22 protein-coding genes are annotated in these 25,179 nt (G+C 60.5%); 16 read left to right on the top strand and 6 right to left on the bottom strand.

The features are described 5' to 3' along the window. Positions 1 to 33 precede the first annotated feature (33 nt). A complete protein-coding gene (locus AC30D7_RS25645) occupies positions 34 to 963 on the bottom strand; it encodes an NAD-dependent epimerase/dehydratase family protein (RefSeq protein ID WP_019581391.1) in 930 nt (309 codons plus the stop codon). Next, on the bottom strand, positions 956 to 1,840 hold the full coding sequence (locus AC30D7_RS25640) for a sugar nucleotide-binding protein (RefSeq protein ID WP_032830885.1): 885 nt from the start codon (positions 1,838 to 1,840) through the stop codon (positions 956 to 958). The genes AC30D7_RS25645 and AC30D7_RS25640 overlap by 8 nt, the downstream gene beginning before the upstream one ends. A 225-nt stretch (positions 1,841 to 2,065) precedes the next feature. On the opposite strand from AC30D7_RS25640, the gene AC30D7_RS25635 reads away from it, so the two are divergent. The 6 genes from AC30D7_RS25635 to AC30D7_RS25610 all read left to right on the top strand — a co-directional run bounded on the left by AC30D7_RS25635 (position 2,066) and on the right by AC30D7_RS25610 (position 12,015). Then, positions 2,066 to 6,391 carry a DNA glycosylase AlkZ-like family protein gene (locus AC30D7_RS25635; protein WP_490135929.1) on the top strand — a complete coding sequence of 1,442 codons (4,326 nt, stop codon included), beginning with the start codon at positions 2,066 to 2,068 and terminating at the stop codon, positions 6,389 to 6,391. Positions 6,392 to 6,659: 268 nt separating this feature from the next. Further along, complete coding sequence (locus tag AC30D7_RS25630; RefSeq protein ID WP_019581394.1) at positions 6,660 to 7,871, top strand: MFS transporter; 1,212 nt, start codon at positions 6,660 to 6,662, stop codon at positions 7,869 to 7,871. 157 nt (positions 7,872 to 8,028) lie between these two features. Continuing rightward, complete coding sequence (locus AC30D7_RS25625; RefSeq protein WP_490135928.1) at positions 8,029 to 8,955, top strand: DUF72 domain-containing protein; 927 nt, start codon at positions 8,029 to 8,031, stop codon at positions 8,953 to 8,955. Next, entirely contained in the window at positions 8,952 to 9,749 is a 798-nt protein-coding gene (locus tag AC30D7_RS25620) for an endonuclease/exonuclease/phosphatase family protein (RefSeq protein ID WP_490135927.1), read from the top strand. Before AC30D7_RS25625 ends, AC30D7_RS25620 begins: the two co-directional genes overlap by 4 nt. Continuing rightward, positions 9,746 to 11,032: a cardiolipin synthase ClsB gene (clsB, locus tag AC30D7_RS25615; protein ID WP_490135926.1), complete on the top strand. Its 1,287-nt coding sequence runs from the start codon at positions 9,746 to 9,748 to the stop codon at positions 11,030 to 11,032. Before AC30D7_RS25620 ends, clsB begins: the two co-directional genes overlap by 4 nt. Continuing rightward, on the top strand, positions 11,029 to 12,015 hold the full coding sequence (locus AC30D7_RS25610; RefSeq protein WP_490135925.1) for a lysylphosphatidylglycerol synthase domain-containing protein: 987 nt from the start codon (positions 11,029 to 11,031) through the stop codon (positions 12,013 to 12,015). Before clsB ends, AC30D7_RS25610 begins: the two co-directional genes overlap by 4 nt. 42 nt (positions 12,016 to 12,057) lie before the next feature. Here the strand turns inward: AC30D7_RS25610 and AC30D7_RS25605 are convergent, their stop codons facing one another. From AC30D7_RS25605 to AC30D7_RS25595, 3 genes are all read right to left on the bottom strand, one after another. Further along, positions 12,058 to 12,816 (bottom strand): alpha/beta hydrolase family protein, encoded by a 759-nt coding sequence (locus AC30D7_RS25605; protein ID WP_490135924.1) that lies wholly within the window; start codon positions 12,814 to 12,816, stop codon positions 12,058 to 12,060. After that, positions 12,806 to 13,915 carry a DUF3182 family protein gene (locus AC30D7_RS25600; protein ID WP_490135923.1) on the bottom strand — a complete coding sequence of 370 codons (1,110 nt, stop codon included), beginning with the start codon at positions 13,913 to 13,915 and terminating at the stop codon, positions 12,806 to 12,808. Before AC30D7_RS25600 ends, AC30D7_RS25605 begins: the two co-directional genes overlap by 11 nt. A gap of 210 nt (positions 13,916 to 14,125) precedes the next feature. Further along, complete coding sequence (locus AC30D7_RS25595; protein ID WP_490135922.1) at positions 14,126 to 15,121, bottom strand: GlxA family transcriptional regulator; 996 nt, start codon at positions 15,119 to 15,121, stop codon at positions 14,126 to 14,128. 101 nt (positions 15,122 to 15,222) lie between these two features. Between AC30D7_RS25595 and AC30D7_RS25590 the strand changes: the two genes are divergently transcribed. The 10 genes from AC30D7_RS25590 to AC30D7_RS25545 all read left to right on the top strand — a co-directional run bounded on the left by AC30D7_RS25590 (position 15,223) and on the right by AC30D7_RS25545 (position 24,581). Continuing rightward, positions 15,223 to 15,771, top strand: coding sequence for a cysteine hydrolase family protein (locus tag AC30D7_RS25590; RefSeq protein ID WP_490135921.1), 549 nt, complete (start codon positions 15,223 to 15,225; stop codon positions 15,769 to 15,771). Between the two features lie 363 nt (positions 15,772 to 16,134). Beyond that, positions 16,135 to 16,716 carry a YjfI family protein gene (locus tag AC30D7_RS25585; protein WP_490135920.1) on the top strand — a complete coding sequence of 194 codons (582 nt, stop codon included), beginning with the start codon at positions 16,135 to 16,137 and terminating at the stop codon, positions 16,714 to 16,716. 24 nt (positions 16,717 to 16,740) lie between these two features. Then, positions 16,741 to 17,439 (top strand): PspA/IM30 family protein, encoded by a 699-nt coding sequence (locus tag AC30D7_RS25580; RefSeq protein WP_490135919.1) that lies wholly within the window; start codon positions 16,741 to 16,743, stop codon positions 17,437 to 17,439. Positions 17,440 to 17,564: 125 nt separating this feature from the next. Beyond that, positions 17,565 to 18,128, top strand: coding sequence for a rhomboid family intramembrane serine protease (locus AC30D7_RS25575; RefSeq protein ID WP_490135918.1), 564 nt, complete (start codon positions 17,565 to 17,567; stop codon positions 18,126 to 18,128). Positions 18,129 to 18,199: 71 nt separating this feature from the next. Next, positions 18,200 to 19,234, top strand: coding sequence for an ion channel (locus AC30D7_RS25570; RefSeq protein WP_490135917.1), 1,035 nt, complete (start codon positions 18,200 to 18,202; stop codon positions 19,232 to 19,234). Next, positions 19,221 to 19,895 (top strand): DUF2491 family protein, encoded by a 675-nt coding sequence (locus AC30D7_RS25565; protein ID WP_430954400.1) that lies wholly within the window; start codon positions 19,221 to 19,223, stop codon positions 19,893 to 19,895. The genes AC30D7_RS25570 and AC30D7_RS25565 overlap by 14 nt, the downstream gene beginning before the upstream one ends. A 14-nt stretch (positions 19,896 to 19,909) precedes the next feature. Continuing rightward, positions 19,910 to 20,338, top strand: coding sequence for a DUF350 domain-containing protein (locus AC30D7_RS25560; RefSeq protein WP_018925663.1), 429 nt, complete (start codon positions 19,910 to 19,912; stop codon positions 20,336 to 20,338). 19 nt (positions 20,339 to 20,357) lie between these two features. After that, the gene (locus AC30D7_RS25555) at positions 20,358 to 21,086 is read left to right on the top strand and encodes a DUF1190 domain-containing protein (protein ID WP_019581406.1); all 729 of its coding nucleotides are present in this window, start codon (positions 20,358 to 20,360) and stop codon (positions 21,084 to 21,086) included. A 12-nt stretch (positions 21,087 to 21,098) separates the two neighbouring features. Next, positions 21,099 to 22,256 (top strand): glutathionylspermidine synthase family protein, encoded by a 1,158-nt coding sequence (locus tag AC30D7_RS25550; protein ID WP_490135916.1) that lies wholly within the window; start codon positions 21,099 to 21,101, stop codon positions 22,254 to 22,256. Between the two features lie 120 nt (positions 22,257 to 22,376). Continuing rightward, a complete protein-coding gene (locus AC30D7_RS25545) occupies positions 22,377 to 24,581 on the top strand; it encodes an OsmC domain/YcaO domain-containing protein (protein WP_490135915.1) in 2,205 nt (734 codons plus the stop codon). Between the two features lie 73 nt (positions 24,582 to 24,654). Here the strand turns inward: AC30D7_RS25545 and AC30D7_RS25540 are convergent, their stop codons facing one another. Further along, a complete protein-coding gene (locus AC30D7_RS25540; RefSeq protein WP_007933689.1) occupies positions 24,655 to 25,176 on the bottom strand; it encodes a single-stranded DNA-binding protein in 522 nt (173 codons plus the stop codon). Between the last annotated feature and the right edge of the window lie 3 nt (positions 25,177 to 25,179).

The raw sequence follows: 25,179 nt of genomic DNA, 5'->3' as shown, positions 1-25,179 counted from the left end.
TTCAAGGCGCCTTCTTCACGGATGTGTAAAACCTCAGCGCCCCAACAACCGTGCCAGGCCAACGCTCATTGGTGTCTGCTCCGGATAGGTAAACCGCTCCAGCAAACGCCGGTTGTTCGCTCGTGAATGGCGGATGTCACCGGAACGCGCCGGGCCATAGCTCACGGGCGGCAGCTTGCCGACCACCGCTTCAAGGGCTTCAAGCATCTGCTTGAGAGTCGTCGCCTGATTCCAGCCGACATTCACCGCGCCGACCTCGACCTGCGGCTTCTCGATAGCTTGCACCAGCACGTCCACCAGGTCCTCGACGTAGACAAAATCCCGAGTCTGCTCGCCATCACCAAACACGGTGATCGGCAGGCCTTTCTGCGCGCGCTCGCTGAAAATGCTGATCACCCCGGAGTACGGCGAGGACGGATCCTGACGCGGGCCAAAGATGTTGAAGAAACGGAAAATCACCGGTTCCAGACCATGCTGGCGGCGATAGAAATCGAAGTAATGCTCGCTCGCCAACTTGTCCGCCGCATACGGCGTCAACGGTGCCTTGGGCGTGTCTTCGTCGATCGACTCGCCTTCACCGTTGTTGCCATAGACCGCTGCGCTGGACGCGTACAACACGCGTTTGACACCGGCCTGACGCATGGCTTCGCAGACGTTCAGCGAGCCGATGAAGTTGCTCTGGTGAGTTTTCACCGGGTCATCCACCGAGGCCTGCACCGAAGCCACTGCGGCCAGATGCGCCACCGCGCTGCAACCGAGCATCGCCTGCGCCACCAGGGCGGCATCAGCGACATCGCCTTCGATCAGTTCGACCAGGGGATTGTCCATCGGCAGGTTGCTGCGTTTGCCGGTGGACAAGTCATCGAGAATTCGCACCGAATGCCCTTTGGCGAGCAAGGCATCGGTCAGGTGCGAACCGATGAAACCGGCGCCGCCGGTGATTAAAACAGGGCCGTCAGCCATGGCGATAAAACCTATCCAGTAAGCCCGGGAGTGCCGCGCGCCAGGCGCGGGGTTTGATCCCGAAAGTGTGCAGAATTTTCTTGCAGGCCAGCACCGCGTGTTGCGGTTCTTCGGCAGCGTCGGGCCGCGCGGCGTGAGCCTGGGCGGTCGGCGCTTCGATGGCCAGCGGGTGCAGGGCGCGCGCTTCAGTGAGAATCGCCTGGCCCAGTGCCAGCGGCGTGGTCGCCTCATGCCCGGCGTAGTGGTAAGTGCCCCACAGCGGCGCCGCGCAATCGAGTTGCTTGAGCACCGAAATGATCACTCGGGCGGCGTCGTCCACCGGCGTCGGATTACCGCGACGATCATCGGCCAACAGCAATTCTTCCGCTTTCTCCGCCCGGGCGAGGAATCGTCCGAGGGTGCCGTCGGGGCTGTCATCGAGCAGCCAGCCGAAACGCAGCAACACGTGCTGCGGACAGGTGGCGCGCACACTTTGTTCGATTCGCCACAAGGCCTGACCGCGCAGGCCCAACGGTACCGGTTCGTCTTTTTCGCTGTAGGCGGTCGCCCGGGAGCCATCGAACACGCGATAACTCGACGGTTGCACCAGCACGATGTTGTGATGCTGGCACAATTCGGCCAGACGCTCGATGGCGCGCTCCTGCCCGGCCAGACGCTGTTCGCTGACGGTCTCCGCCTGGAACCAGTCGAAATAGTAGGCGAGATTGATCAACGCATCCGGACGGGTATCGTCGAGCAGTTGCGTCAGGCTCGCGGCGTCCCAGCCGTCTTGTGGTGGGCGGGGGGCGAGGAAACCGATGTCTTCCTCCGCACCGAGGCGAATCAGCGCCTGCCCAAGGGCATTTCCGCCGCCCAGTAACATAAGGCGCATTCGCATAGAGTCAGCAGGCCCAGTCTGATTGGAACGATGGCTTTATCGACAGCGCCCGCAGGCGATGTCCTCAATAATTGCCGGAATCGTTGCATTTTGCGGGTTTAGTGCGCAACCGTCACCCGTAAAGTGTAGTTCCCGGGGATTTGTGGTGCAGCTACTGGCTTCAGGATCAACACAGAGCCTGAGCGGTACTTGCAACTTCCCGCCCCCACCCGCATAAATTGGCTCATGAACCTGCCCATCCCCGCAGACAGCGCTCTGAACGGTTTCCACCCCGCCGTCAGCGCCTGGTTCAGCAACACCTTCGCGACGGCTACCGCCGCCCAGGCCCGGGCGTGGCCGTTGATCCGCCAGCGCCGTTCAACGCTGATTGCCGCGCCCACCGGCTCCGGCAAAACCCTCACCGCGTTTCTGGCCGTGCTCGACGATCTGGTCCATCGTGGCCTGGAAAACCCGGATGGCCTGCCAGACGAAACCCTGGTGGTCTACGTTTCGCCGCTCAAGGCCCTGTCCAACGACATCCGGATCAACCTGCAAAACCCGCTGGCCGGCATCACCGAGCAGTTACGCCTGATGGGCCTGCCCGACGTGCCGATCAGCACTGCCGTGCGCACCGGCGATACGCCGCAAAAAGACCGCTCGGCCATGCGCAAAACCGCGCCGCACATTCTGGTGACCACTCCGGAATCCCTTTACGTACTGCTCGGCTCCGACTCCGGGCGGAAAATGCTCGGCACCACGCAAACGGTGATCGTCGACGAAATCCACGCCATCGCCGCCAGCAAACGTGGCAGTCACCTGGCCCTGAGCCTGGAACGCCTGCAAGCGCTTTGCCCGCAACCGCTGGTGCGGATCGGCCTGTCCGCCACGCAAAAACCCATCGAAGCGGTGTCGCGCTTTTTGGTTGGCCGCGATCGCGACTGCGAAATCATCGACATCGGCCACGCCCGCCCACGGGATCTCGATATAGAAGTGCCACCGGTGCCGTTGTCAGCGGTGATGGCCAACGACGTGTGGGAGCTGGTCTATGACCGCCTCGCCGCCCTCGCCTGCGAACACCGGACCACGCTGATTTTCGTCAACACCCGGCGCCTGGCCGAACGCCTGAGCCGACACTTGAGCGAACGCCTCGGCAAAGACGCGGTGGCCGCCCACCATGGCAGCCTGGCCAAGGAGTTTCGCCTGGACGCCGAGCAACGGCTCAAGCGCGGCGAGCTGCAAGTGCTGATCGCCACCGCCTCGCTGGAGTTGGGGATCGACATTGGCGACGTCGACCTGGTGTGCCAGATCGCTTCGCCGCGCTCGATTGCCGGTTTTCTGCAACGGGTCGGCCGCTCCGGGCACCAGGTCGGCGGCACGCCCAAGGGCCGATTGTTCGCCACCACCCGCGACGACCTGATCGAATGCGCCGCTTTGCTCGATTGCGTGCGCCGTGGCGAACTCGACACCTTGCTGATCCCCGAAGCGCCGCTGGACGTGCTGGCCCAGCAGATCATCGCCGAGGTCAGTTGCCAGGAATGGCACGAGCAGGCGTTGCTGGAGATGCTGCGTAAAGCCTCGCCTTACGCCAAGCTCGACGAAAAACATTATCAGGCGCTGCTGCACATGCTCGCCGAGGGCTACAACGGTCGCCAGGGCATACGTAGCGCGTACCTGCACCGGGACGCCGTAAGCCGCACCTTGCGCGGTCGTCGGGGCGCGAAGCTGACCGCCGTGACCAGCGGCGGGACGATTCCCGACAACGCCGACTACAGCGTGTTGCTGGAGCCTCAGGGGCTGAACATCGGCAGCGTCAACGAAGACTTCGCGGTGGAAAGCATCGCCGGGGATATCTTTCAGCTGGGCAATACCTCGTATCGAATCCTGCGGGTCGAAACCGGCAAGGTCCGGGTCGAAGATGCTCAGGGCCAGCCGCCGACCATTCCGTTCTGGCTCGGTGAAGCACCCGGTCGCAGCAATGAACTGTCGTTCGCCGTGGCCCGCCTTCAAGCGCAACTCGATGAACTGCTCGCCGCCACACCCGGCGATCTGCAACCAGCCCTCGACTGGCTGACCGACACTCTCGGCTTGAACCTCGCCAGCGCCGAGCAACTGGTCGACTATCTGGCCCGAGCCCGCCTGACCCTCGGCGCCTTGCCGTCGCAAGACACACTGGTGATGGAGCGTTTTTTCGACGAGTCCGGCGGTACGCAACTGATCATCCACTCACCGTTCGGCAGCCGCATCAACCGCGCCTGGGGCCTGGCCCTGCGCAAGCGTTTCTGCCGCACCTTCAACTTCGAATTGCAGGCCGCCGCCAGCGAGGACGCCATCGTGTTGTCGCTATCCACCAGCCACAGCTTCGAGCTGGACGACGTCTGGCGCTACCTGCACAGCAACAGCGCCGAACATATCCTGACTCAAGCGGTGCTCGAAGCCCCGCTGTTCGGCGTGCGTTGGCGCTGGAATGCCGGGGTCGCCCTCGCGCTGCCACGCTACAGCGGCGGCCGCAAAGTACCGCCGCAGATCCAGCGGATGAAAAGCGAAGACCTGATCGCCAGCGTGTTTCCCGATCAGATCGCCTGCGTGGAAAACCTCGCCGGCGAGCGCGAGATTCCCGACCATCCGCTGGTGGAACAAACCCTCGACGATTGCCTGCACGAGGCCATGGACAGCGAAGGCTGGCTGGCGTTGTTGCGGCGCATGGAACAGGGCGATATCCGCCTGATCAGCCGCGACCTGCCGGCGCCTTCGCCACTGGCGGCGGAAATCCTCAGTGCCCGCCCCTACACCTTCCTCGACGACGCGCCGCTGGAAGAACGCCGTACTCAGGCGGTGCTCAACCGCCGATGGAGCGATCCGCAGTCCACCGACGACCTCGGTGCGCTGGACGCCGACGCGATTGCCGCGGTGCGCGACGAAGCCTGGCCAACGCCAACCGGCCTCGATGAAATGCATGAGGCCTTGATGAGCCTGGCGTGCATCACCGACGCCGAGGCCCGGGCCAACCCCAATTGGCTCGAATGGCTGAACACCCTGGCCGACAGTGGCCGCGCCAGCCGTTTGCAGATCAACGCCAAGCAATCGCTGTGGCTGCCACTGGAGCGACTGACCTGCCTGCGGGCGATTTATCCACAGGCCACCTTGTTTCCGTCATTGGAGGCGTTGCCCGGTTTCGATGAAACCTGGGAGCCGGACGAAGCGGTGCTGGAAGTGGTCCGTGCGCGACTCAGTGCGTTTGGCCCGCTGCCGCTGAAGGCGATTGCCGAACCGCTTGGATTACCGGCGACTCAAGTCACTCAGGCCCTGGCCCAACTGGAACGTGAAGGTTACGTGCTGCGCGGGCAGTTCAGCCCGGACGCCCGCGAAGAGGAATGGTGCGAACGGCATCTGCTGGCGCGGATTCATCGCTACACGGTCAAACGGCTGCGACGGGAAATCGAGCCAGTGGCGTTGCAGGATTTCATGCGTTTCCTGTTCGACTGGCAGCATCTTTCCAGCATGAGCCGAGGCCAGGGCAGCGCAGTGTTGCCGGCGATCATCAGCCAGTTCGAAGGCTACCCCGCCGCCGCTTCGGCATGGGACAGCGACATTCTGCCGGCGCGGCTCAAAGACTATTCGGCGAGCTGGCTGGATGAGTTATGCCGCAGCGGCAAACTGGTCTGGACCCGCCTGACCGCGCGCAACAAAAGCACCGGCACGGCATTGCGCAGCACGCCGATTCTGCTGCTGCCGCGGAATCAGGTCGGGTTGTGGAGCAGCTTGACTGAACAGACGCCGGTCAGCGAGCTGTCGCCCAAAACACAAAAGGTCCATGCAGCACTCAGCCAGCACGGCGCGCTGTTTTTCGATGAGCTGATGCACGAGGCCCATCTGCTGCGCTCGGAACTGGAAATCGCCTTGCAGGAACTGGTCGGCGCCGGACTGGTCAACGCCGACAGTTTCGCCGGGTTGCGGGCGCTGATCACCCCGGCCAGCAAACGCCAGAATCGCAGCAGTCGACGCGGGCGTGGAGCGTTTGTCGGCGGGATGGACGACGCCGGGCGTTGGGCGTTGCTGCGCCGCAGTGCGGTCGCGCCGGTTGTGGATAAACAACGCCCGACGTCCACACCCACAGAAACCCTGGAACACATCGCCATGACCTTGCTGCGCCGGTACGGCGTGGTGTTCTGGCGCTTACTGGAGCGCGAGGCGGACTGGTTGCCGAGTTGGCGGGAATTGCTGCGCACGTTCCATCGGCTGGAGGCCCGGGGCGAGATTCGTGGCGGGCGGTTTGTCAGTGGTTTGGCCGGCGAACAGTTTGCCCTGCCCGAGGCGATCCCGTTGCTGCGCGAAGTCAGGCGGCGCCCCCATGACGGTAGTTTGATTGCGGTGTGCGGGGTGGATCCGCTGAACCTCGCCGGCACCCTGCTGCCGGGTCCGAAAGTACCGGCGCTGGCGAGCAATCGGCTGGTGTATCGCGATGGCTTGCCGGCTGCCGCCGAGATCGCCGGCAAGCAGCAGTTCTGGCTGGAGCTGGATCAGCAATCGACTACAGAAGTACGCAACACACTGATCCGCCACTCCCCCCTGTAGGAGCGAGGCTTGCCCGCGAAGGGAGCGCCGCGTGTATCAGCAGACCGCGTTATCGTTCTTCGCGGGCAAGCCTCGCTCCTACAGGGGTTGTGTTGTTATTGGACACAATCCCCTGTGGCGATGGAGCTTGCTCCCTCGCCACAAGGTTTAATACCAGCCGTGAGATATTTGATCTGCACGCAAATATCAAATGCCCATCCCTGTATTTTTCCGCACGCCCCAAACCCCGACACTGCGCTCCATCAATCAATCCACCGGAGTTGCAGCCATGCCCATTGCCTTGCTGGCGCTGACCCTCAGCGCTTTCGCCATCGGGACGACGGAGTTCGTCATCGTTGGCCTGTTACCCACCATCGGCGCCGACCTCGGCGTCAGCCTGCCGTCCGCCGGTTTGCTGGTCAGTTTGTATGCACTCGGGGTGGCCGTCGGCGCGCCGGTGCTGACCGCCCTCACCGGCAAAGTCCCGCGTAAATTGCTGCTGTTGTCGCTGATGGTGCTGTTCACCCTCGGCAACTTGTTGGCCTGGAAAGCGCCCAGCTACGAGTCGCTGATCATTGCGCGGATCGTCACCGGCCTGGCCCACGGGGTGTTTTTCTCAATTGGCTCGATCATCGCCACCAGCCTGGTGCCGAAGGAAAAAGCCGCCAGCGCGATTGCCATCATGTTCACCGGCCTGACCGTGGCGCTGGTCACTGGCGTGCCGCTGGGGACGTTTATCGGTCAGCATTTCGGCTGGCGTGAAACCTTCCTCGCGGTGTCTGCACTGGGTGTGATCGCCTTCATCGGCAGCCTGCTCTACGTACCGAAGAACATCGCCCACAGCAAACCGGCTTCGCTGTTGCAGCAATTGCAAGTGCTCAAGCAACCGCGCCTGTTGTTGGTGTATGCCATGACGGCGGTCGGCTACGGCGGCTCGTTCATCGCCTTCACCTTTCTGGCACCGATTCTTCAGGACATTGCGGGCTTCAGCGCCAGCACCGTCAGCCTGGTGCTGCTGGTGTACGGCATCTCGGTGGCCGTCGGCAACATCTGGGGCGGCAAGCTGGCGGATAAACGCGGCCCGATCGGCGCCCTGAAAATCATCTTCGCCCTGCTCGCCGCCGTACTGTTCGCACTGACCTTCACCGCCGCCAATCCATGGCTGGCCCTGGCCACTGTGCTGGTCTGGGGTGCGGTGGCGTTCGGCAACGTGCCGGGGCTGCAGGTGTATGTGGTGCGTCAGGCCGAACATCACACCCCACATGCGGTGGACGTGGCGTCGGGCCTGAACATTGCGGCGTTCAACCTCGGCATTGCCGGTGGTGCGTGGGGTGGTGGCTTGATCGTGGCGCATATGGGCCTGATCCATACCGCGTGGATCGGTGGCCTGGTGGTGTTGGTGGCATTGGCACTGACCGCCTGGAGTGGTCGTCTCGATCGATTGGGCCCGGTGTATGCGGAGCCGGCTGAAGGTTCGGCCCGGATCGTCGCCGGACACTGATAGATCAAATGATCGTCGCTTTCGGCAACTCCTGCGCGCCAGTGGGAAGCTGCCGAAGGCTGCGATCTTTTGCTTTTACCGTCCGTAGCCCCGTCGAAACTTTCTCGCACGCCTGGCAGTCATCAAAAGACAGGGCTGTCCGAGGATGGGAGGCGACATGGCGGCGATTCATATCGGTATTTCAGGCTGGCGCTACACGCCCTGGCGGGGAGGCTTTTACCCGAAGGGGCTGACCCACAAACGCGAACTGCAATTCGCGTCACGGGCAGTCAACAGCATCGAAATCAATGGATCGTTCTACGCCCTGCAACGCCCCGAACGTTACGCCCAGTGGTACGCCGAAACCCCGCCAGGCTTCGTGTTCAGCGTCAAGGCGCCGCGCTTCATCACCCACATCAAGCGCCTGCGGGAGATCCATAAACCCCTGGCGAATTTCTTCGCCTCCGGGGTGCTGGAGCTCAAGGAAAAACTCGGCCCGATCCTCTGGCAGTTTCCGCCCAGCTTCAAATTCGACCCGGAGCTGTTCGAACACTTTCTTGAACAACTGCCCCACGACACCGAACAGGCCGCCGCCCTCGCCCGCCAGCACGAAACACGTCTGAACGGTCACGCCAGCATGAAGGCCTACGGCAAAAAACCGGTGCGCCATGCCGTGGAAATTCGCCACGAAAGCTTCGTCGATCCGGCCTTCGTCCGGCTGCTCAAACGCTACAACACCGCGTTGGTGATTGCCGATACCGCCGGCAAATGGCCGTACCGTGAAGACCTCACCAGCGATTTCGTCTACCTGCGCCTGCACGGCGCCGAAGAACTCTACGCCAGCGGTTACACCCCTCAAGCGCTGCAACGCTGGAGCGAGCGGATCGAGGCCTGGCATCACGGCCAGCAACCGGCAGATCCGCAATTGATCGCGCCCCGGCAGAAACCCAAGACTCGCAGATCCCGGGAGGTGTTTTGCTATTTCGATAACGACATCAAAGTCCGCGCGCCTTTCGATGCCCGCCGCCTGCTTGAGCGCTTGCATCTCGACAAAGACCTGGTCACTGCCCCTGGCGAGCCGGTTGCCGAAGGAGCACTGCCATGAGCATTCCCGAACCGGTCGGCGGAACGGATGAACAGCAATCCATCATCAATGCCGTGAGCCGCTTCACCGTGTTGACGGTCAATACCCACAAGGGGTTCACCGCGCTCAATCGACGCTTCATCCTGCCCGAATTGCGCGAAGCGGTGCGCAGTGTGTCCGCCGATGTGGTGTTTTTGCAGGAGGTCCACGGCACCCACGAGCATCATCCCCTGCGCTACAACAATTGGCCGGCAATGCCTCAGTACGAATTCCTCGCCGATACCCTGTGGCCGCAATTCGCCTACGGACGCAACGCGGTCTACCCGGCGGGCGATCACGGCAATGCGCTGTTGTCGAAATTCCAGATCGTGCGTCACGACAATCTCGACGTGTCCATCAGCGGCCATGAGAACCGTGGGATCCTGCATTGCGTGCTGCGCATGCCTGGCGATGGCCGGGAAGTGCATGCCATTTGCGTCCATCTGGGGCTACGCGAAAGTCACCGCACGGCACAACTCAAGCTGCTGACCCAACGTCTGGTAGAGCTGCCGCAGGATGCCCCAGTGGTCGTCGCCGGTGACTTCAACGACTGGCGTCAACGCGCCGATGCGTTGCTCAAGCCTTGCGGTTTGCGTGAAGTGTTCGCCGAGCGGCATGGCAAGCCGGCACGCAGTTTCCCGGCGCGTTTGCCGGCGTTACGCCTGGACCGCATCTATGTGCGTAACCTCAAGGCCAGCCATCCACAAGTACTGGCGGCGCGACCCTGGTCCCATCTCTCCGACCATGCGCCACTGTCGGTGGAGATCGAGCTATGAGCAACCCATCGATGGAAAAAACCACGGTCGAACGAATCTCCACACCTCCACCCGTGCGCGAACCTGCGGTGACTGAGGTTGAGTACGGCTGGCACGGTAACAACCGGGTCCAATTGCTGGAAAACGGTGAGGCGTATTTTCCACGGGTGTTTGAAGTACTGCGCCAGGCCCAGAGCGAAATCCTCCTGGAAACCTTCATTGTGTTCGAGGACAAGGTCGGTAATGAGCTTCAACAGATCCTGATTGAAGCCGCGCAACGCGGCGTGCGTGTTACTGCCAGTCTCGATGGCTTTGGTTGTGGCGAACTGAGTACCGAGTTTCTCGCCACCCTGAGCAATGCCGGTGTGCACCTGCAAATATTCGACCCTGCCCCGCGCCTTCTGGGCATCCGCACCAACTGGTTCCGCCGTCTGCACCGCAAGATTGTGGTGGTCGACGGCATGATTGCGTTCCTCGGCGGAATCAACTTTTCCGCCGACCATCTGGCCGACTTCGGCCCCCAGGCCAAACAGGATTACTCGGTTGAGGTGCAAGGCCCGGCGGTGGCCGATATTCATCACTTCGCCTTGCTGCAAGGCGGTCGCCCGGCCCGAGCCAAATACTGGTGGCAACGCCGACGACAGCGACACGCGGAACTGGCGGTCAACGATCATGACGGTCAGGTGCGGCTGGTGTATCGCGACAATGCAGAACACCAGAGCGATATCGAAGACGTATATTTGCAAGTGCTGCGCGATGCCCGACGGCGCGTGGTGATCGCCAATGCCTACTTCTTCCCCGGCTATCGGCTGTTGCGGGAGATCCGCAATGCGGCACGCCGCGGGGTCAAGGTGCGCCTGATTCTTCAGGGGCAGCCGGACATGCGCGTGGCCACATTCGCCGCACGCATGACCTACGACTACCTGCTGCGCGCCGGGGTGGTGATCTACGAATATTGCGACCGCCCCCTGCACGGCAAAGTCGCCCTGGTCGACGAGGACTGGAGCACTGTCGGCTCAAGCAACCTCGACCCACTGAGCCTGTCCCTGAACCTGGAAGCCAACGTGCTGATCCGCGACCGTGTCTTCAACCACGATCTGTACGAGCGTCTCGACGAGTTGAGCAGCAACCATTGCAAGGTCATGTCGGCGGACACAGCCTCTCGCGGGCGGATCTGGGACATGACCATCGGCTTTCTGGTGTTTCACTTCCTGCGGCATTTCCCCGCATGGGCCGGTTGGTTGCCGGCGCATAAACCGCGCCTGAAGCCCTTTATCCATCCCCCCGGAAGCGCCAAGGCATGAGCCATTCCCAAGCGCAGCCTGCGCCCCACTCCGATACGCCGGGAAAACACCCCTGGCACCGCTGGAAAAGACCGCTGACGATGCTGTTTTTCCTGGCGCTGATCGTTTTGTTCACGATGCTCGCCCAGCGCATCGAATGGAACGAAGTGTTCGACACCCTGGCCGATTTCAAAGTGCGCACACTGATCATCGCCTCTGGTGTGACCCTGGCGAGTTTTCTGGTCTATGCCTGTTTCGACTTGATCGGGCGCACCTACTTCCGACAGAACCTGACCTGGCGGCAGGTGCTCCCGGTGGGGATTATCAGCTATGCCTTCAACCTCAACCTGAGCGCCTGGGTCGGTGGCATCGCCATGCGTTATCGACTGTATTCGCGGCTCGGCGTGAGTAAAGGCAACATCGCAAAAATCCTCGGGCTGAGCCTGGCGACCAACTGGTTCGGCTACATGGTGATTGCCGGCGCGGTGTTCAGCAGCGGCCTGGTGCGGATGCCGCCGGGCTGGAAACTGAGCAGCGACGCGCTGCAAGACGTGGGGGTTTTGTTGCTGCTGTCGAGCGCGGGGTATCTGGCGGCCTGCCGGTATTCCAGACGCCGGAAATGGTCGGTTCGCGGCGTGGAAATCATTCTGCCGTCGCTACGCATGGCGATCCTGCAACTGGCCCTCGGCGCGCTGAACTGGGCGCTGATGGCGGCGGTGATCTTCACGTTGTTGCCAAGCAAACTGGACTATCCGCTGGTGCTTGGCGTGTTGCTGATCAGCGCCATTGCCGGGGTCATCACCCATATTCCGGCCGGGCTCGGTGTGTTGGAGGCGGTGTTCGTGGCGCTGCTGCAGCACGAAGTATCGCGGGGCAGCCTGGTGGCGGGGTTGATCGCTTATCGGGCGATCTATTTCATTCTGCCGCTGTTGATAACCGTGGTGATGTATCTGGTGGTGGAAGCCAAGGCCAAGTCGTTGCGGATCTCGAAGAAACCTCGGTGAGATGTGGTTTGCCTGCGAACGACCGCAAGACCACCGCCTCTCTCAACTCGATTGAATGATGCTCAACCGCTCACCCACCACCATCTCGGTGATCCAGCCCACCAGGATCGAGGTGTATGCCTGCTGTGAAACCGGGTCGCTCAAGGCGTGATCGGCACCGTCGATGATCCGGTGAGTCAGCGAGTGAGTCTGCTGGCACGCGGCGCGGTAACTCATGATGGTCGCGTGGGGCACATAGGCGTCAGTTTCGGACTCCACCAACAACACATCCCCGGTGAATTGCGAACAGGCGTGCAACGCGCGATTGCTGTCGGCGCGTACCCGAGTGCCGCGATAATCGTGCAAGTCGGCCTTGTCCAGGTCACGCTTGGGCGTGTGCCACAAGTCGTCGCGATACAGCGCCGGCGCCCGCAGCGCCAGCCAGCGCACCGGGCGCAATGTCGTCAGGATCGCTGCCAGATAACCGCCATAACTGGTGCCGACCACTGCGATCGCAGAGGTGTCGAGCGCCGGGTGGGCGAGCAAGCGGTCGTAGGCTGCCAGCAGGTCACGCAGGTTGTCTTCGCGGGTGACTTGGGACAACGGAATGCCGGTCCCGCTGGTGTGGCCGCGCAAGTCGAACGTCAGGCACACACAACCCAACCCGGCGATGCCTTTGGCACGCTCCAGGTCGCGCTCCTGGCTACCGCCCCAGCCGTGGACGAAAAGCACCCCCGGGACTTTCGATTTGGGGCTGAGGAAGGTCCCGCTCATCTGTTCATCGTCGATGTCGATCTGAATGGTTTCGCTTCTAGCCGTCATAGGATTTGACCGTCACGTACTTGAGAAGAAAATCACTGTGCTCAGCCGGCCCGCGGTAAATCTCGATGGCGTTCTCCGGCAGCGATTGATCGCTATAGGTTTCGACCGATGACACGCGAATCGCACGCAGGCCTGGGTCGTTGACGAAGCTTTGCAGCGCCGCGACTTCGGCACTGCTGGCACCGCCCAGACGCCAGGATTGTTCGAGCACACCGCTGCGTTGTCGGCCGTTGCAGTCCAGCCCCTGGACGATGTCGTAGTTGCGCCGCGAAGCATAGAAACCGAGGTAGGACTCATCCGCCGCACTGTCGAACACCTGTGCCTGCTGGATCGCCAGCCTCACATCATCCGGCAGTTCCAGCGCCAGCAGATCTTCGTAATAACCCTGCACCACCAACAGGTCGGACCCTCCATAAACCTGCTCGCCCTGACCGTCTTCGGTCAAGTATTGATCACCGCAATAACTCAGCACTTTGTCGCCGATGAAGCTTTGCCCGACGCTATGGGTGACCACCTCAGTCAAATCCTGTTCCAGCACCACGCCCTCGGTGAACAGTGTCTTGGCCTCGGGGCGAGCGAGGATGGCGTCGAACTGGTCGAGGCTCTTGATCACTTCCTGACCGCGTCCGGCGCAGGCGTGAATAGGCTTCATGCGGATCGGGCCGCTGTAGAGCAGATGCTCCGCGGCCGGGCGCGCATCGTCCAGGGAGAACACGCTGAGGCCATCGAGCACGACGCTGCGCACCCGCTCGGAAAACAGCGGCACCCAGCCTTCGGGGGCGAACGCATTGCGGTTCAACAGCCCATGACTGATGGCTTTGGTGCAGATGAAATCGTGGTCGACGTAACCGCCCCACAAATCCTCCGGTCCTTTGACACCCAGTTGCCGGGCGGCAGCGGCGCCCACCAGCGTCTGGGTCGGCAACAGATAGAGGTCGCGACCGCTGTGCAGTTGCGGGTCGTAACTGCCGCCGTATTCGAGCCCGACGATCTGCGCCAGCCAACGGGCCAGCGCGCGATTGGTTTCGACTTCGTGCAGCGGGGCATCGGCACGCACCGAATGGGCAAGTACCAGTTTCTGGCGATTTGTTGGGGTCATGGGTTCCCCTTCAATCTGCGTTTGATAAATGTAGCTGGAGGGGTGCAGGGATCAGGCCAATGGCGGCTGATGAAGAACGACTTGTAAATCAGCCGGTTGCTTAGACAGCAATGGCATTAAGCCTGTTTGATTCTGCACGACGGGCTCTCAAGACTCTGGCATTTTGCACGACTCAAGCCCGAACACATTTTTTGACCTGGTGTGTTCTGGCTATCGGGCCACAACTGCGCTCGGCGTCACGCCAAAACGCGTCCGGTAATCGCTCGGCGCGAGCCCGGTAATCTTTTTGAACGTCGCGCGAAATGCACTCGGGTCCTGATAACCCACGGTCCAGGCAATGTGATCAATGGTGCCGTTGGTGAATTCGAGCATCTCCCGCGCCTTGCCGACGCGCAGGTGCTGGCAGTACTCGGTGGGTTTCAACCCGGTCGCCGCGCGGAATCGCCGCAGGAAGGTGCGCTCTTCCAGCCCCGCCCGTTCGGCCATTGCCGCCAGCGAGACATCGACCGCCCCGGTGCTTTGCAGCCAATGCTGGACCTTGAGAATCGAGGCATCGCCATGGCTGAGAATCGGTGAAAAATTACTGCCGCATTCGCTCGCGCTGTCGCTGTGCTCCACCACCAGAAAGCGTGCCGTGCTGGTGGCGATGCTCGGCCCCAGCAGACGGTTCACCAGGCGTAACCCCAGTTCTGACCAGGCCATCAACCCCGCCGTCGTGATCAGATCGCCGTCATCGACGATGGGCGTGTCAGCCTTGAGCTTGATCGCCGGGTAACGTTCGGCGAAGGCTTTGGCCGAGGTCCAATGAGTAGTGGCGCTACGGCCGTCGAGCAGGCCGCTTTCAGCCAACAGGATCGACCCCACGCAAACCCCGCCCAGCGTCGCGCCGTTGGCATGTTGCTGACGAATCCAGCGAATCAGCCCTTGTGTTGCCTGGCCCTTGGAAAAACCGGCGATTGATGGCGGGATCAACACCGCGACCAACGCGCCAGCCGGACCGGGTTGACTGTCGTAGACCCGCTCGGGCACCTGATCGCCCTCGACTCGCCAATGACTGACCCGCAGCAACGGCAACTGCGCCGTCTGATGCTCGGCGGCAATCCGGTTGGCCACCCCGAACAGATCCGTCAGACCATGCACCGCCGCCATCTGCGCGCCGGGATAGATCAGCACGCCCAATTCGACGACTGTCCTTTCTACGCCCATTGTCAGTTTTCCCCCTTCTATTGTCGGTGCGGCCAATCCTCGGACGGCCTGCAAAACCTAATACTTGAATCACACCCAACAAGCACTTCGAGGAAACACTCATGGCCAAGCAAGCACTCATCGTAGTCGATATCCAGAACGACTACTTCCCCCAGGGCAAGTGGCCTTTGGCAGGCGCCGATGCCGCCGCAGACAACGCTTCACGGCTGATCCAGGCCTTTCGCGAGGCCGGTGACGCGGTGGTACACATCCGCCACGAATTCACCTCCGACACCGCACCGTTCTTCACTCCGGGCTCCGACGGCGCAAAACTGCACCCCAAAGTCCTGAACCGCGCCGATGAACCGGTGGTGCTCAAGCACTTCGTCAACTCGTTCCGCGAAACCGAGCTCAAGGCCATCCTCGACCAGCAAGGTATCGAACACCTGGTGGTCGTCGGCAGCATGAGCCACATGTGCATCGACGGCGTCACTCGTGCCGCAGCGGACTTCGGCTATACGGTCACGGTGATCCACGACGCCTGTGCCACCCTTGACCTGGAGTTCAACGGCGTCACCGTCCCGGCCGCCCATGTGCATGCCGCGTTCATGTCGGCCCTGGGGTTTGCTTATGCGAGCGTGGTGTCCACCGATGACTTTCTAGCGGGCTAAATGCGGAACCTGTGGGAGCGGGCTTGCCCGCGAAGACGGAGTGTCAGTTGACATCATTGTTGACTGACACACCGCTTTCGCGAGCAAGCCCGCGCCCCACATGGATCGCGCTTAACTGACTGGCATTATGCTGCTCTTCTTTTTCATACACCTGCGCAACCGTCGAAAAAAATCTCACGCGTGAGCTATTGAGGTCCGCAAATATTGCCTGTAGTGTTTCTCACGCGTGAGTTTTTTCACAACGGGATCAGCACCATGAAAAGCAGCTCTCCATCAGATCCGCCTACCGGGTCTGTTACCGATTCAGCGAGCCGCAAGGGAGAGCGCTCGAAACCCTCCGCGAAAAAACCATCGAGCTTCTACATGAAGCAGATGCGCGCGGGCCTGGGTGCCGCCGGCTATGTGAAACACGAGACTTGGGTGCTTCCCGAAAATCGAAGCCTGCTCAAGCAGATGGAGAAACAGCTACGCCAACCGATTCTGGCTGGCTCATTCATGTCGGAGAATTACATGAGCGCAGGTAATAACTGGAACATCGATCGCCTCTACAGCGCCCTCCAGGCCCTCGACGAAGTGGTTGCGAACGAAATCACCCTCTCCCTCGTTCAAGGCTCCGAGTCCAGCATCAAGCTGGAAATGAACGATTTCGGTGGCTTGCCGATTTACATCGCGGTGGTTGGCGATCAGATCATCGTCGATACCGTTCTGGTCGATGTCGAGTCGATCAACGACGTCCCGGCCTTCAACGATGCCGTTCTGCGCAGCCGGGAAATGTTCCCGCTGTCCTCGATCGGGATCGAGTCCATGCCCAATGGGCAGATCGTTTACAACATGTTCGGCGCGCTGAGCTCCGACTCCAGCCTGACCAACGTCGTGACCGAGGTCAAAACCCTCGTCGACAACGTCCAGCGCGCCAGCGAAGCTTTCGAACGCTTCTTCAATTAATTATTCGGGAACAGGAAATATCCAATGACTCAGTCCATCTGGAGCAAATTGTTCACCGCATTGCGTGGCGGTGCCAACGAAGTCGGCGAATCGATCGTCGACCAACAGGCCCTGCGCATTCTCGACCAGGAAATTCGCGATGCTGACAGCGCGCTGGCCAACGCCAAGCGTGAGCTGGTCACCATCATGGCCAAACACAAACTGTCGGCTGACCGCGTCAGCGAGTACAACGCCAAGATCAAGGACCTGGAATCCAAGGCCCTGGCCGCCATCCAGGCCAACCGCGAAGACCTGGCACTGGAAGTGGCCGAAGCCATTTCGACCCTGACCAATGAACTGGATGTCGAGCAAAAGCAGGCCACCGAATTCGGCGGTTATGCCGACAACATGCGCAAAGACATCACCAAGGCTGAAAACCGCATCAAAAGCCTGCGCCAGCAAGTGGACATGGCCAAGGCTCGTGAAAGCGTACAGAAAGCCCAGGTCAGCGCTTCGATCGCCAGTGGCGGCGCCAACGGCAAGCTGGAAACCGCCGTTGGTACGCTGAACCGCCTGCAGGCCAAGCAGCAGCAACGCGCCGCTGAACTGCAAGCCCAGGACGAACTGGCCGACGCGTCGACCGGCACCGACCTGGAGCGCAAGCTTCGAGAAGCCGGCATCACGCCGGATTCGGGCAGTGCCAACGCTATTCTGGAACGCCTGAAGCAGAAATCGGCCGAGTAACCCGGCACGGGCAACACCGCGGTTTGGCACCCATGTCCCGGGTGCCAAGCCGCTCCCACATGGATTGCGCTTGGCTGACGGGCATTAATCGATGGCCCTTCTTTTTTGCCTGATCGAGGTCAAGGATGGATGCCCTGAAGGGTTTCAAGACAATCGCTGGCCTGGCCATCTTCATGGTTGCGCTGCAACTGCTCAATGTGGCGACCGGCTACAGCCTTAACGCCTTCGGCCTGGTTCCGAGAACCCTGCACGGACTGGTCGGCATCATCACCTCGCCTTACTTGCACACATCCTTTGCGCACCTGAGTGCCAACCTGATTGCCTTTTTGATCCTCGGTACCCTGGTCATCGTCGAAGGGCTCAACCGGTTCATGGCCGTCAGCGCTATCATCATTTTGCTGGGCGGTTCGCTGATCTGGCTGTTCGGTTTTGCCGGCGTGCATATCGGTGCCAGCGGCTGGGTGTTCGGTCTGTGGGCGTATCTTCTTTCGCGCGCCTGGTTCCAGAGGAGCTGGAGCAACCTGATAACGGCCAGTGTCGTGGCCCTGCTCTATGGTGGGCTGATTGTTGGCTTCCTTCCGCGCCGGGGCATTTCCTTCGAAGGGCATATTTTTGGTGCAATCGGCGGTTTTATTGCAGCCAAGGTACTGTTATCTACGCCGCGCAGCAGGTTTAATGCCGCCCGGTAACCGCATTCGAGCACTCAGATGCCCGAGCGATTACGTCGCCAGGAATGAGCCCCCAAGGAGTCAGGGATGTAATGTCGATTTTCCTTTTATTGCGCGCGTACGCTGCGTCCTTCTTCCATCGCTTCGGCTGGGCCGGCCTGGCCATTGCGCTGGGCGTACACCTGAGCACGGCCTGGCTCGGCCTGGCGTTTCTGGGCGAACAACACCTCATCGCTCCCGCCACGTTCACCTACTTCTATCTCACCACCACGCTCACCGTCGGCTACGGCGATCTTGCGCCACAGACAGCCGCGGGACGGATTTTCGTGGCCACCTGGGTCATGCTCGGGGGCATTGCGCTGCTGACCGCAGCCATCGGCAAAACCACCAGCAGTGTCATCGATGTATGGAGAAAAGGCATGAAGGGCAAAGGCGATTTCACCGGCAAAGTCGGCCATACCGTTCTCATCGGCTGGGAAGGCGCGTCCAGCGAGCGGGTTATTGAGTTGCTGCTGCAGGACGAAACGTCCAATGACAACCTGATCGTCATTTGCGATTGCGACCTCGAAGAAAACCCCATGCCGGGCAAGGCGGCCTTTATCAAAGGTGAAAGCCTGTCCTCTGTCGCGCTTTTGCTGCGTGCCGGCGTGCCTGGCGCCGAACGCGTACTGGTGCGCACCCATTCAGACGATCTGACCCTGGCCACCGTGCTGGCGGTCAATCAACTGAGTCCGGTCGGGCATGTGGTCGCCCACTTCAATGAAAGTGAAATCGCCGCGCTCGCCAGTGCCTACGCGCCCAGCCTGGAATGCACCTCAAGCATGGCCATCGAGATGTTGGTACGCGCCTCTCAGGATCCGGGCTCGTCAGTGGTCATCAATGAATTGCTGTGCGTGGGCCAAGGCGCCACCCAATACCTGATGAAACTGCCCGAAACTTTTGAAGCAACGTTCGGCGATCTGTACGCACAGATGAAAGAACGCCATAACGCGACCCTTATCGGCTATCGCGCCAAAGGCGCCCGACAGCCTTCGATCAACCCGCCCGGCGCCACTCACGTCAAGGGCGGCGAACTCTTCTACATCGCCTCTACTCGCCTCAAGGAAATCTCCAATGGGATGGTTTAAACAGTTGCTGGGGCTTGAGGCCCCGAACGCGAATACCGAATCGAAATGGACAGCCAGCGAAACCTCGCCTGTCGCCGGGCCTCTGGGCCTGGCATTTGGCAAAGGGGTTATGTTCGACACCACCCTGAAGCTGTTGCTCGACGGCAACACCAACGTGATCATCCCTGGCTCCCAACAGATCTGGAGCGCCGGCACCGTTGATCTCGGGCAGTCGAACTGGCTGTCACGCTATTACATGAACGACGAGGATTACTGGCTGCAAGTGCACACCACCGGCGACATTGCCGGACAGGTCGAGTCGGTGATCCTGTTCAACTACCTCAGTTACGTCACCATCAACAGTGAAGCGGAGCTGCGGCGGCTGGCTGGTCCTCAAAGCCTGATCGGCCTGCCGACCTACACCCTAAACGGGGTCGAATACACCCGCGAATGGGGCACCGAGAACGGCCAGACCGAACTGGTGCCGTTGAGCGAACACCTGAAGAATCCGGATGAGACCTACAGCATCGGGCACCGTTCGATGTTGTACGCCCGCGAAACCGGCCTGACCGATCGCCGGGAATTCCTGCTGTTTTCCGTCGAAGAAGACGCCGAGGGCACCATCAGCTTGAGCACTTCGCTGGGTATTTCGCTGTACACCACCGACCTGAACACTTTTTAAAAAGGAAGAAGTCCATGCTTGAAGCGCTCTCAATCTCCCTGAACAAAGCCGCCGTACTCGGGTTTGTTTTGTACATCCTCGGCGCCGCCGTGCTGTTCGCGCTGTTCCAGTTCATCTACACCCGAATCACACCGCACCGGGAATTCGAACTGATCCGTGCGGGCAACGTTGCAGCCGCCATCGCACTGGGAGGCGCCATCATCGGATTCGCCATTCCGGCCAGCAATGTGATCGCCTACTCGATCAGCATTCTGGACTTCGTCGTCTGGGCGGTGATCGCCGCTTTCGTACAACTGCTGGCGTTTCTGGTGACCAGCCTGGTGCTAAAAGGCGCCTCTGAGCGCATCAAGAACGGCGAAATCGCTGCGGGTATCTATGTCGCGGCAGTGGCCATCAGCGTCGGCATGTTGAACGCCGCGTGCATGACCCCTTCCCAGAACTGATTGCGCCACGGAGATTGCGATGAAACGAAGCAAGTACGTTCAGCTCTCGCTGGCGGCATCGGTCGCCATGGCCATATCAGGCTGCGGGCCGACGGAAAAAACCTACGAGATACACAAAAAGTACAATTTCCAGTCCGTTCAGCAGTGCGCCGATGAAAAGCTCCCGGTCGACATCTGTTCTGACGCCTATATGAAGGCCATGGCCCAGCATCGAAGCATTGCGCCGGTGTATGACAACCAGGCTGATTGCGACGCCGACTTTGTCGCCGACTGGTGCCAGCAGGATTCCGCCGGCAAATTCATCCCCAAGCTCGGCGGCTTCGAACTGAGTGCCGATGGCGAGGTGACGCAGTCCGAAGTGGACGCCGCCAAGGCTAAATTGCCCGCATCGGAAGCGAATGCCGCAGGGTCGGGCTTCTCCGGCAGTAGCCTGCTGACGGGACTGCTGATCGGCAACATGCTCAGCAACAACCGCAACAGTTACTACTCCGAGCCGGTCTACCGCTATCGCGATGATCGCGGTGACTATTCGTCCTCGACACTCAGTCAGCGGGTATCGTCAGGTTCAACCTTCAACAGGTCCAATCAGGCGCGGTACGGCAGCAGTGGCAGTTACACCGACACCATCACCCGCAGCAAGCCAGTGTCCGTTGCATCATCCACTTCCCGCGGCGGCTTCGGCAGCCAGGCCAGCGCACGCAGTGGCTGGGGTGGATCAGGCAAGAGCTTTGGCGGTTCGAGCAGCTAAGGGAACAAGTCCATGAAGAAAATCCTCTGCGCAGAGCGTCATGACTGGAAACAGACCGCCGAAAGCCTCGGCTTCCTGTTCCATACCATCGACGATGAACCCTATTGGGACGAGAGCGCGTACTACCAGTTCACGCTCAAGCAGATCGAGAACGACCTCGAGGACCCGACCACCGAGGTTCATGAGATGTGCATGGACCTGGTGGCGCGAGTGGTGCAAAGCGAAGAGTTGCTGGAGCGCCTGAGCATCCCCGCGCCGTTTTTCGACATGGTTCGCACTTCATGGCTCGAAGGCCACCCGCACCTGTATGGGCGCATGGACTTCTCCTACAACGGCAACGGGCCCGCCAAGTTGCTGGAACTCAACTACGACACGCCGACCAGCCTGTATGAGGCCGCGGCGTTTCAGTGGGGCTGGCTGGAGCAATGCATCGAGCGCGGCTTGCTGCCCAGGCATGCCGACCAGTTCAACAGCATCGACACCAAGCTGCATCAGGCTTTTGCCCAACTGCAACTCAAACAGCCCTTCTATTTCGCCTCGATGAAAGACTCGGTCGAAGACAAGGGCACCACCGATTACCTGCGCCTGGTCGCGGAAAAGGTCGGCATCGAATCGCGGCACATCGACATCGAAGACATTGGCCTCACCAGTGACGGACGTTTCGTTGACCTCGAAGATCGCTGGATCCCTCACCTGTTCAAACTGCATGCCTGGGAGTTCATCTTCCACGAACCCTTCGGCACAGCGATTGCGCAGAGCGACACACAGTTTTTCGAACCGCCCTGGAAATCCATCATCTCCAACAAGGGCATCCTGCCGCTGCTGTGGGAATTCAACAAAGGTCACCCGAACCTGCTCGCGGCGCATCTGGACGCCGACCCGCGTAAAGCGGTGCCCAAGGGCTGGGTGCGCAAGCCATTCTTCTCACGGGAAGGCGCGAACATTGAGCTGCAAACCGCTGAGGGTCTGATCGTAAAAGAGGACGGCCCCTACACTGATGCGCCGTTTATCCTTCAGGAGTTTGCCCCGCTGCCGAAATTTGGCGACAGCTACACGCTGATCGGCTCCTGGGTGATCGGGGATCAGGCAGCCGGTATCGGCGTGCGTGAGGACAACAGCTTGATTACCAAGGATTCGAGCCGGTTCTTGCCGCATCTGATACTCGACTGAGCCCTCCATCGCCCACTAAAAAGGACTGGTGTCGACATATCGTCAGACACCTACAAGACTTACTGCGCAAATGCCGGATAATGGCGGCCATTCGTTTAGCCGTTATTCTGGTAATCCCCCATGGAAATCAAAGTCAACTTTCTCGACAACCTGCGACTTGAAGCCAAGTTCGATGACTTCACGGTGGTGGCCGATCAACCTATCCGCTACAAGGGCGATGGCTCGGCACCGGGTCCGTTCGACTACTTCCTGGCTTCGTCGGCGCTGTGTGCGGCGTATTTTGTGAAGTTGTACTGCAACACGCGCAATATCCCCACGGATAACATCCGCCTGTCGCAGAACAATATTGTTGACCCTGAAAACCGCTACAACCAGATTTTCAAGATCCAGGTCGAGTTGCCGGCGGACATCTCCGACAAGGACCGCCAGGGCATCCTGCGCTCCATCGACCGTTGCACCGTGAAAAAAGTGGTGCAAGCCGGGCCTGAGTTTGTGATCGAAGAGGTGGACAACCTCGACGCCGATGCCCAGGCGTTGTTGATGCCTGCTTCCAACTCAGGGGCGAGCACTTATATTGCCGGCAAGGATCTGCCGCTGGAGCAAACCATCGGCAATATGTCGGCCATTCTGGCGGACCTGGGCATGAAGATTGAAATCGCCTCGTGGCGCAATATCGTGCCCAATGTGTGGTCGCTGCATATCCGCGATGCGCACTCGCCGATGTGCTTTACCAACGGCAAGGGTGCGACCAAGGAAGGCGCGTTGGCGTCGGCGTTGGGCGAGTTTATCGAGCGACTCAACTGCAACTTCTTCTACAACGACCAATTCTGGGGCGAAGACATCGCCGACGCAGCGTTTGTGCACTACCCGGACGAACGCTGGTTCAAGCCTGGCCGTAAAGATGCACTGCCGACCGAAATCCTCGACGAGTACTGCCTGAAGATTTACAACCGCGACGGCGAGCTGCGTGGTTCCCACCTGATCGACACCAACTCGGGCAATGAAGAGCGCGGCATCTGCTCGCTGCCTTACGTGCGCCAGTCCGACGGCGAGGTGGTGTATTTCCCGTCCAACCTGATTGAAAACCTGTTCCTGAGCAACGGCATGAGTGCCGGTAACACGCTGGCCGAAGCCCAGGTGCAGTGCCTGTCGGAGATCTTCGAGCGCGCGGTAAAACGCGAAATCATCGAAGGTGAATTTGCCCTGCCAGATGTGCCGGCTCACGTGCTGGCGAAGTACCCCGGAATACTGGCCGGGATTCAGGCACTGGAAGAGCAAGGGTTCCCGGTGCTGGTGAAGGATGCGTCCCTGGGAGGTGAATTCCCGGTGATGTGCGTCACGTTGATGAACCCGCGTACCGGCGGTGTGTTCGCCTCGTTCGGCGCGCACCCGAGCCTGGAAGTGGCGCTGGAACGCAGCCTGACCGAATTGCTCCAGGGCCGCAGCTTCGAAGGCCTCAACGACCTGCCCCAGCCGACGTTTGAAGGTCATGCGGTGACCGAGCCGAATAACTTCGTCGAGCACTTTATCGACTCCAGCGGCGTGGTGTCGTGGCGCTTCTTCAGCTCAAAATCGGATTACGAATTCGTGGAGTGGGACTTCTCCGGCCAGGGTGAAAACTCGAATGCCGAGGAAGCCGCGACCTTGTTCGGCATTCTCGAAGGCATGGGCAAAGAAGTGTACATGGCGGTCTACGAGCATATCGGTGCAACGGCCTGCCGTATCCTGGTGCCAGACTATTCGGAAATTTATCCAGTAGACGATCTGATCTGGGATAACACCAACAAAGCGCTGTTCTTCCGCGCCGACATCCTGAACCTGCATCGCCTGGACGAAGAGGAACTGCAAGCACTGGTTGAGCGTCTGGTGGAAAGTGAGCTGGACGACTACACCGACATCACCACCTTGATCGGCATCGAATTTGACGACAATACCGCCTGGGGTCAGCTGACGATCCTGGAGTTGAAGCTGCTGATCTATCTCGCCTTGCAACAATTTGAAGAAGCGAAAGAGGCGGTGGAAATGTTCCTGCAGTACAACGACAACACGGTTGAGCGCGGCTTGTTCTATCAAGCCGTGAATGTGGTGCTGGAGATGAAACTGGACGAAGACCTGGAACTGGAAGACTACGAGGCCAACTTCCGCCGGATGTTTGGCAACGAGCGGATGGATGCAGCGATCGGATCGGTGGACGGCAGCGTGCGCTTCCATGGCTTGACGCCGACCAGCATGAAGCTGGAGGGGCTCGATAGGCATTTGCGCTTGATCGAGAGCTACAAAAAACTGCACATGGCGCGGGCCAACATGACCGCTCTGTCCAGTTAACAGCGCCAACAAAAAAGCGAAGCCAGATCAATGGCTTCGCTTTTTACGGTGTCACTTGTCGAACAGCGGCTTATCAGAACGGGATATCGTCATCAAAGCTGTCGAAATCCGGAGCCGGTTGCGGTGCGGCCTGCGGAGGAGCCGGGCGCGACTGTTGCGGTGCCGACTGCTGCGGACGTGGAGCCTGCTGGCGTGGGGCTGGGGCGGATTGCTGGTAGTTATTGCCCCCGCCTTGTTGGTCGCCCTGCTGTGGACGGCCGCCCAGCAGTTGCATGGTGCCTTGCATATCGACCACGATTTCAGTGGTGTAACGCTTGATACCGTCTTTTTCCCACTCGCGGGTCTGCAGCTTGCCTTCGATGTAGACCTGCGAACCTTTACGCAGGTATTCGCCGGCGATTTCGGCCACTTTGCCGAACATCGAAACACGGTGCCATTCGGTCTTCTCGACCTTCTGACCGGTTTGCTTGTCGGTCCACTGTTCGCTGGTCGCCAGACTCAGGTTGGTCACGGCGTTACCGTTAGGCAAGTAGCGAACTTCGGGATCCTGGCCGCAAGTGCCGACCAATATGACTTTGTTAACCCCACGGGCCATAAC

The sequence above is a fragment of the Pseudomonas sp. DF5 genome, from assembly GCF_058148225.1.
Note: the sequence above shows the minus strand (reverse complement) of the source record. Positions and strands in the feature narration are given on the sequence as shown.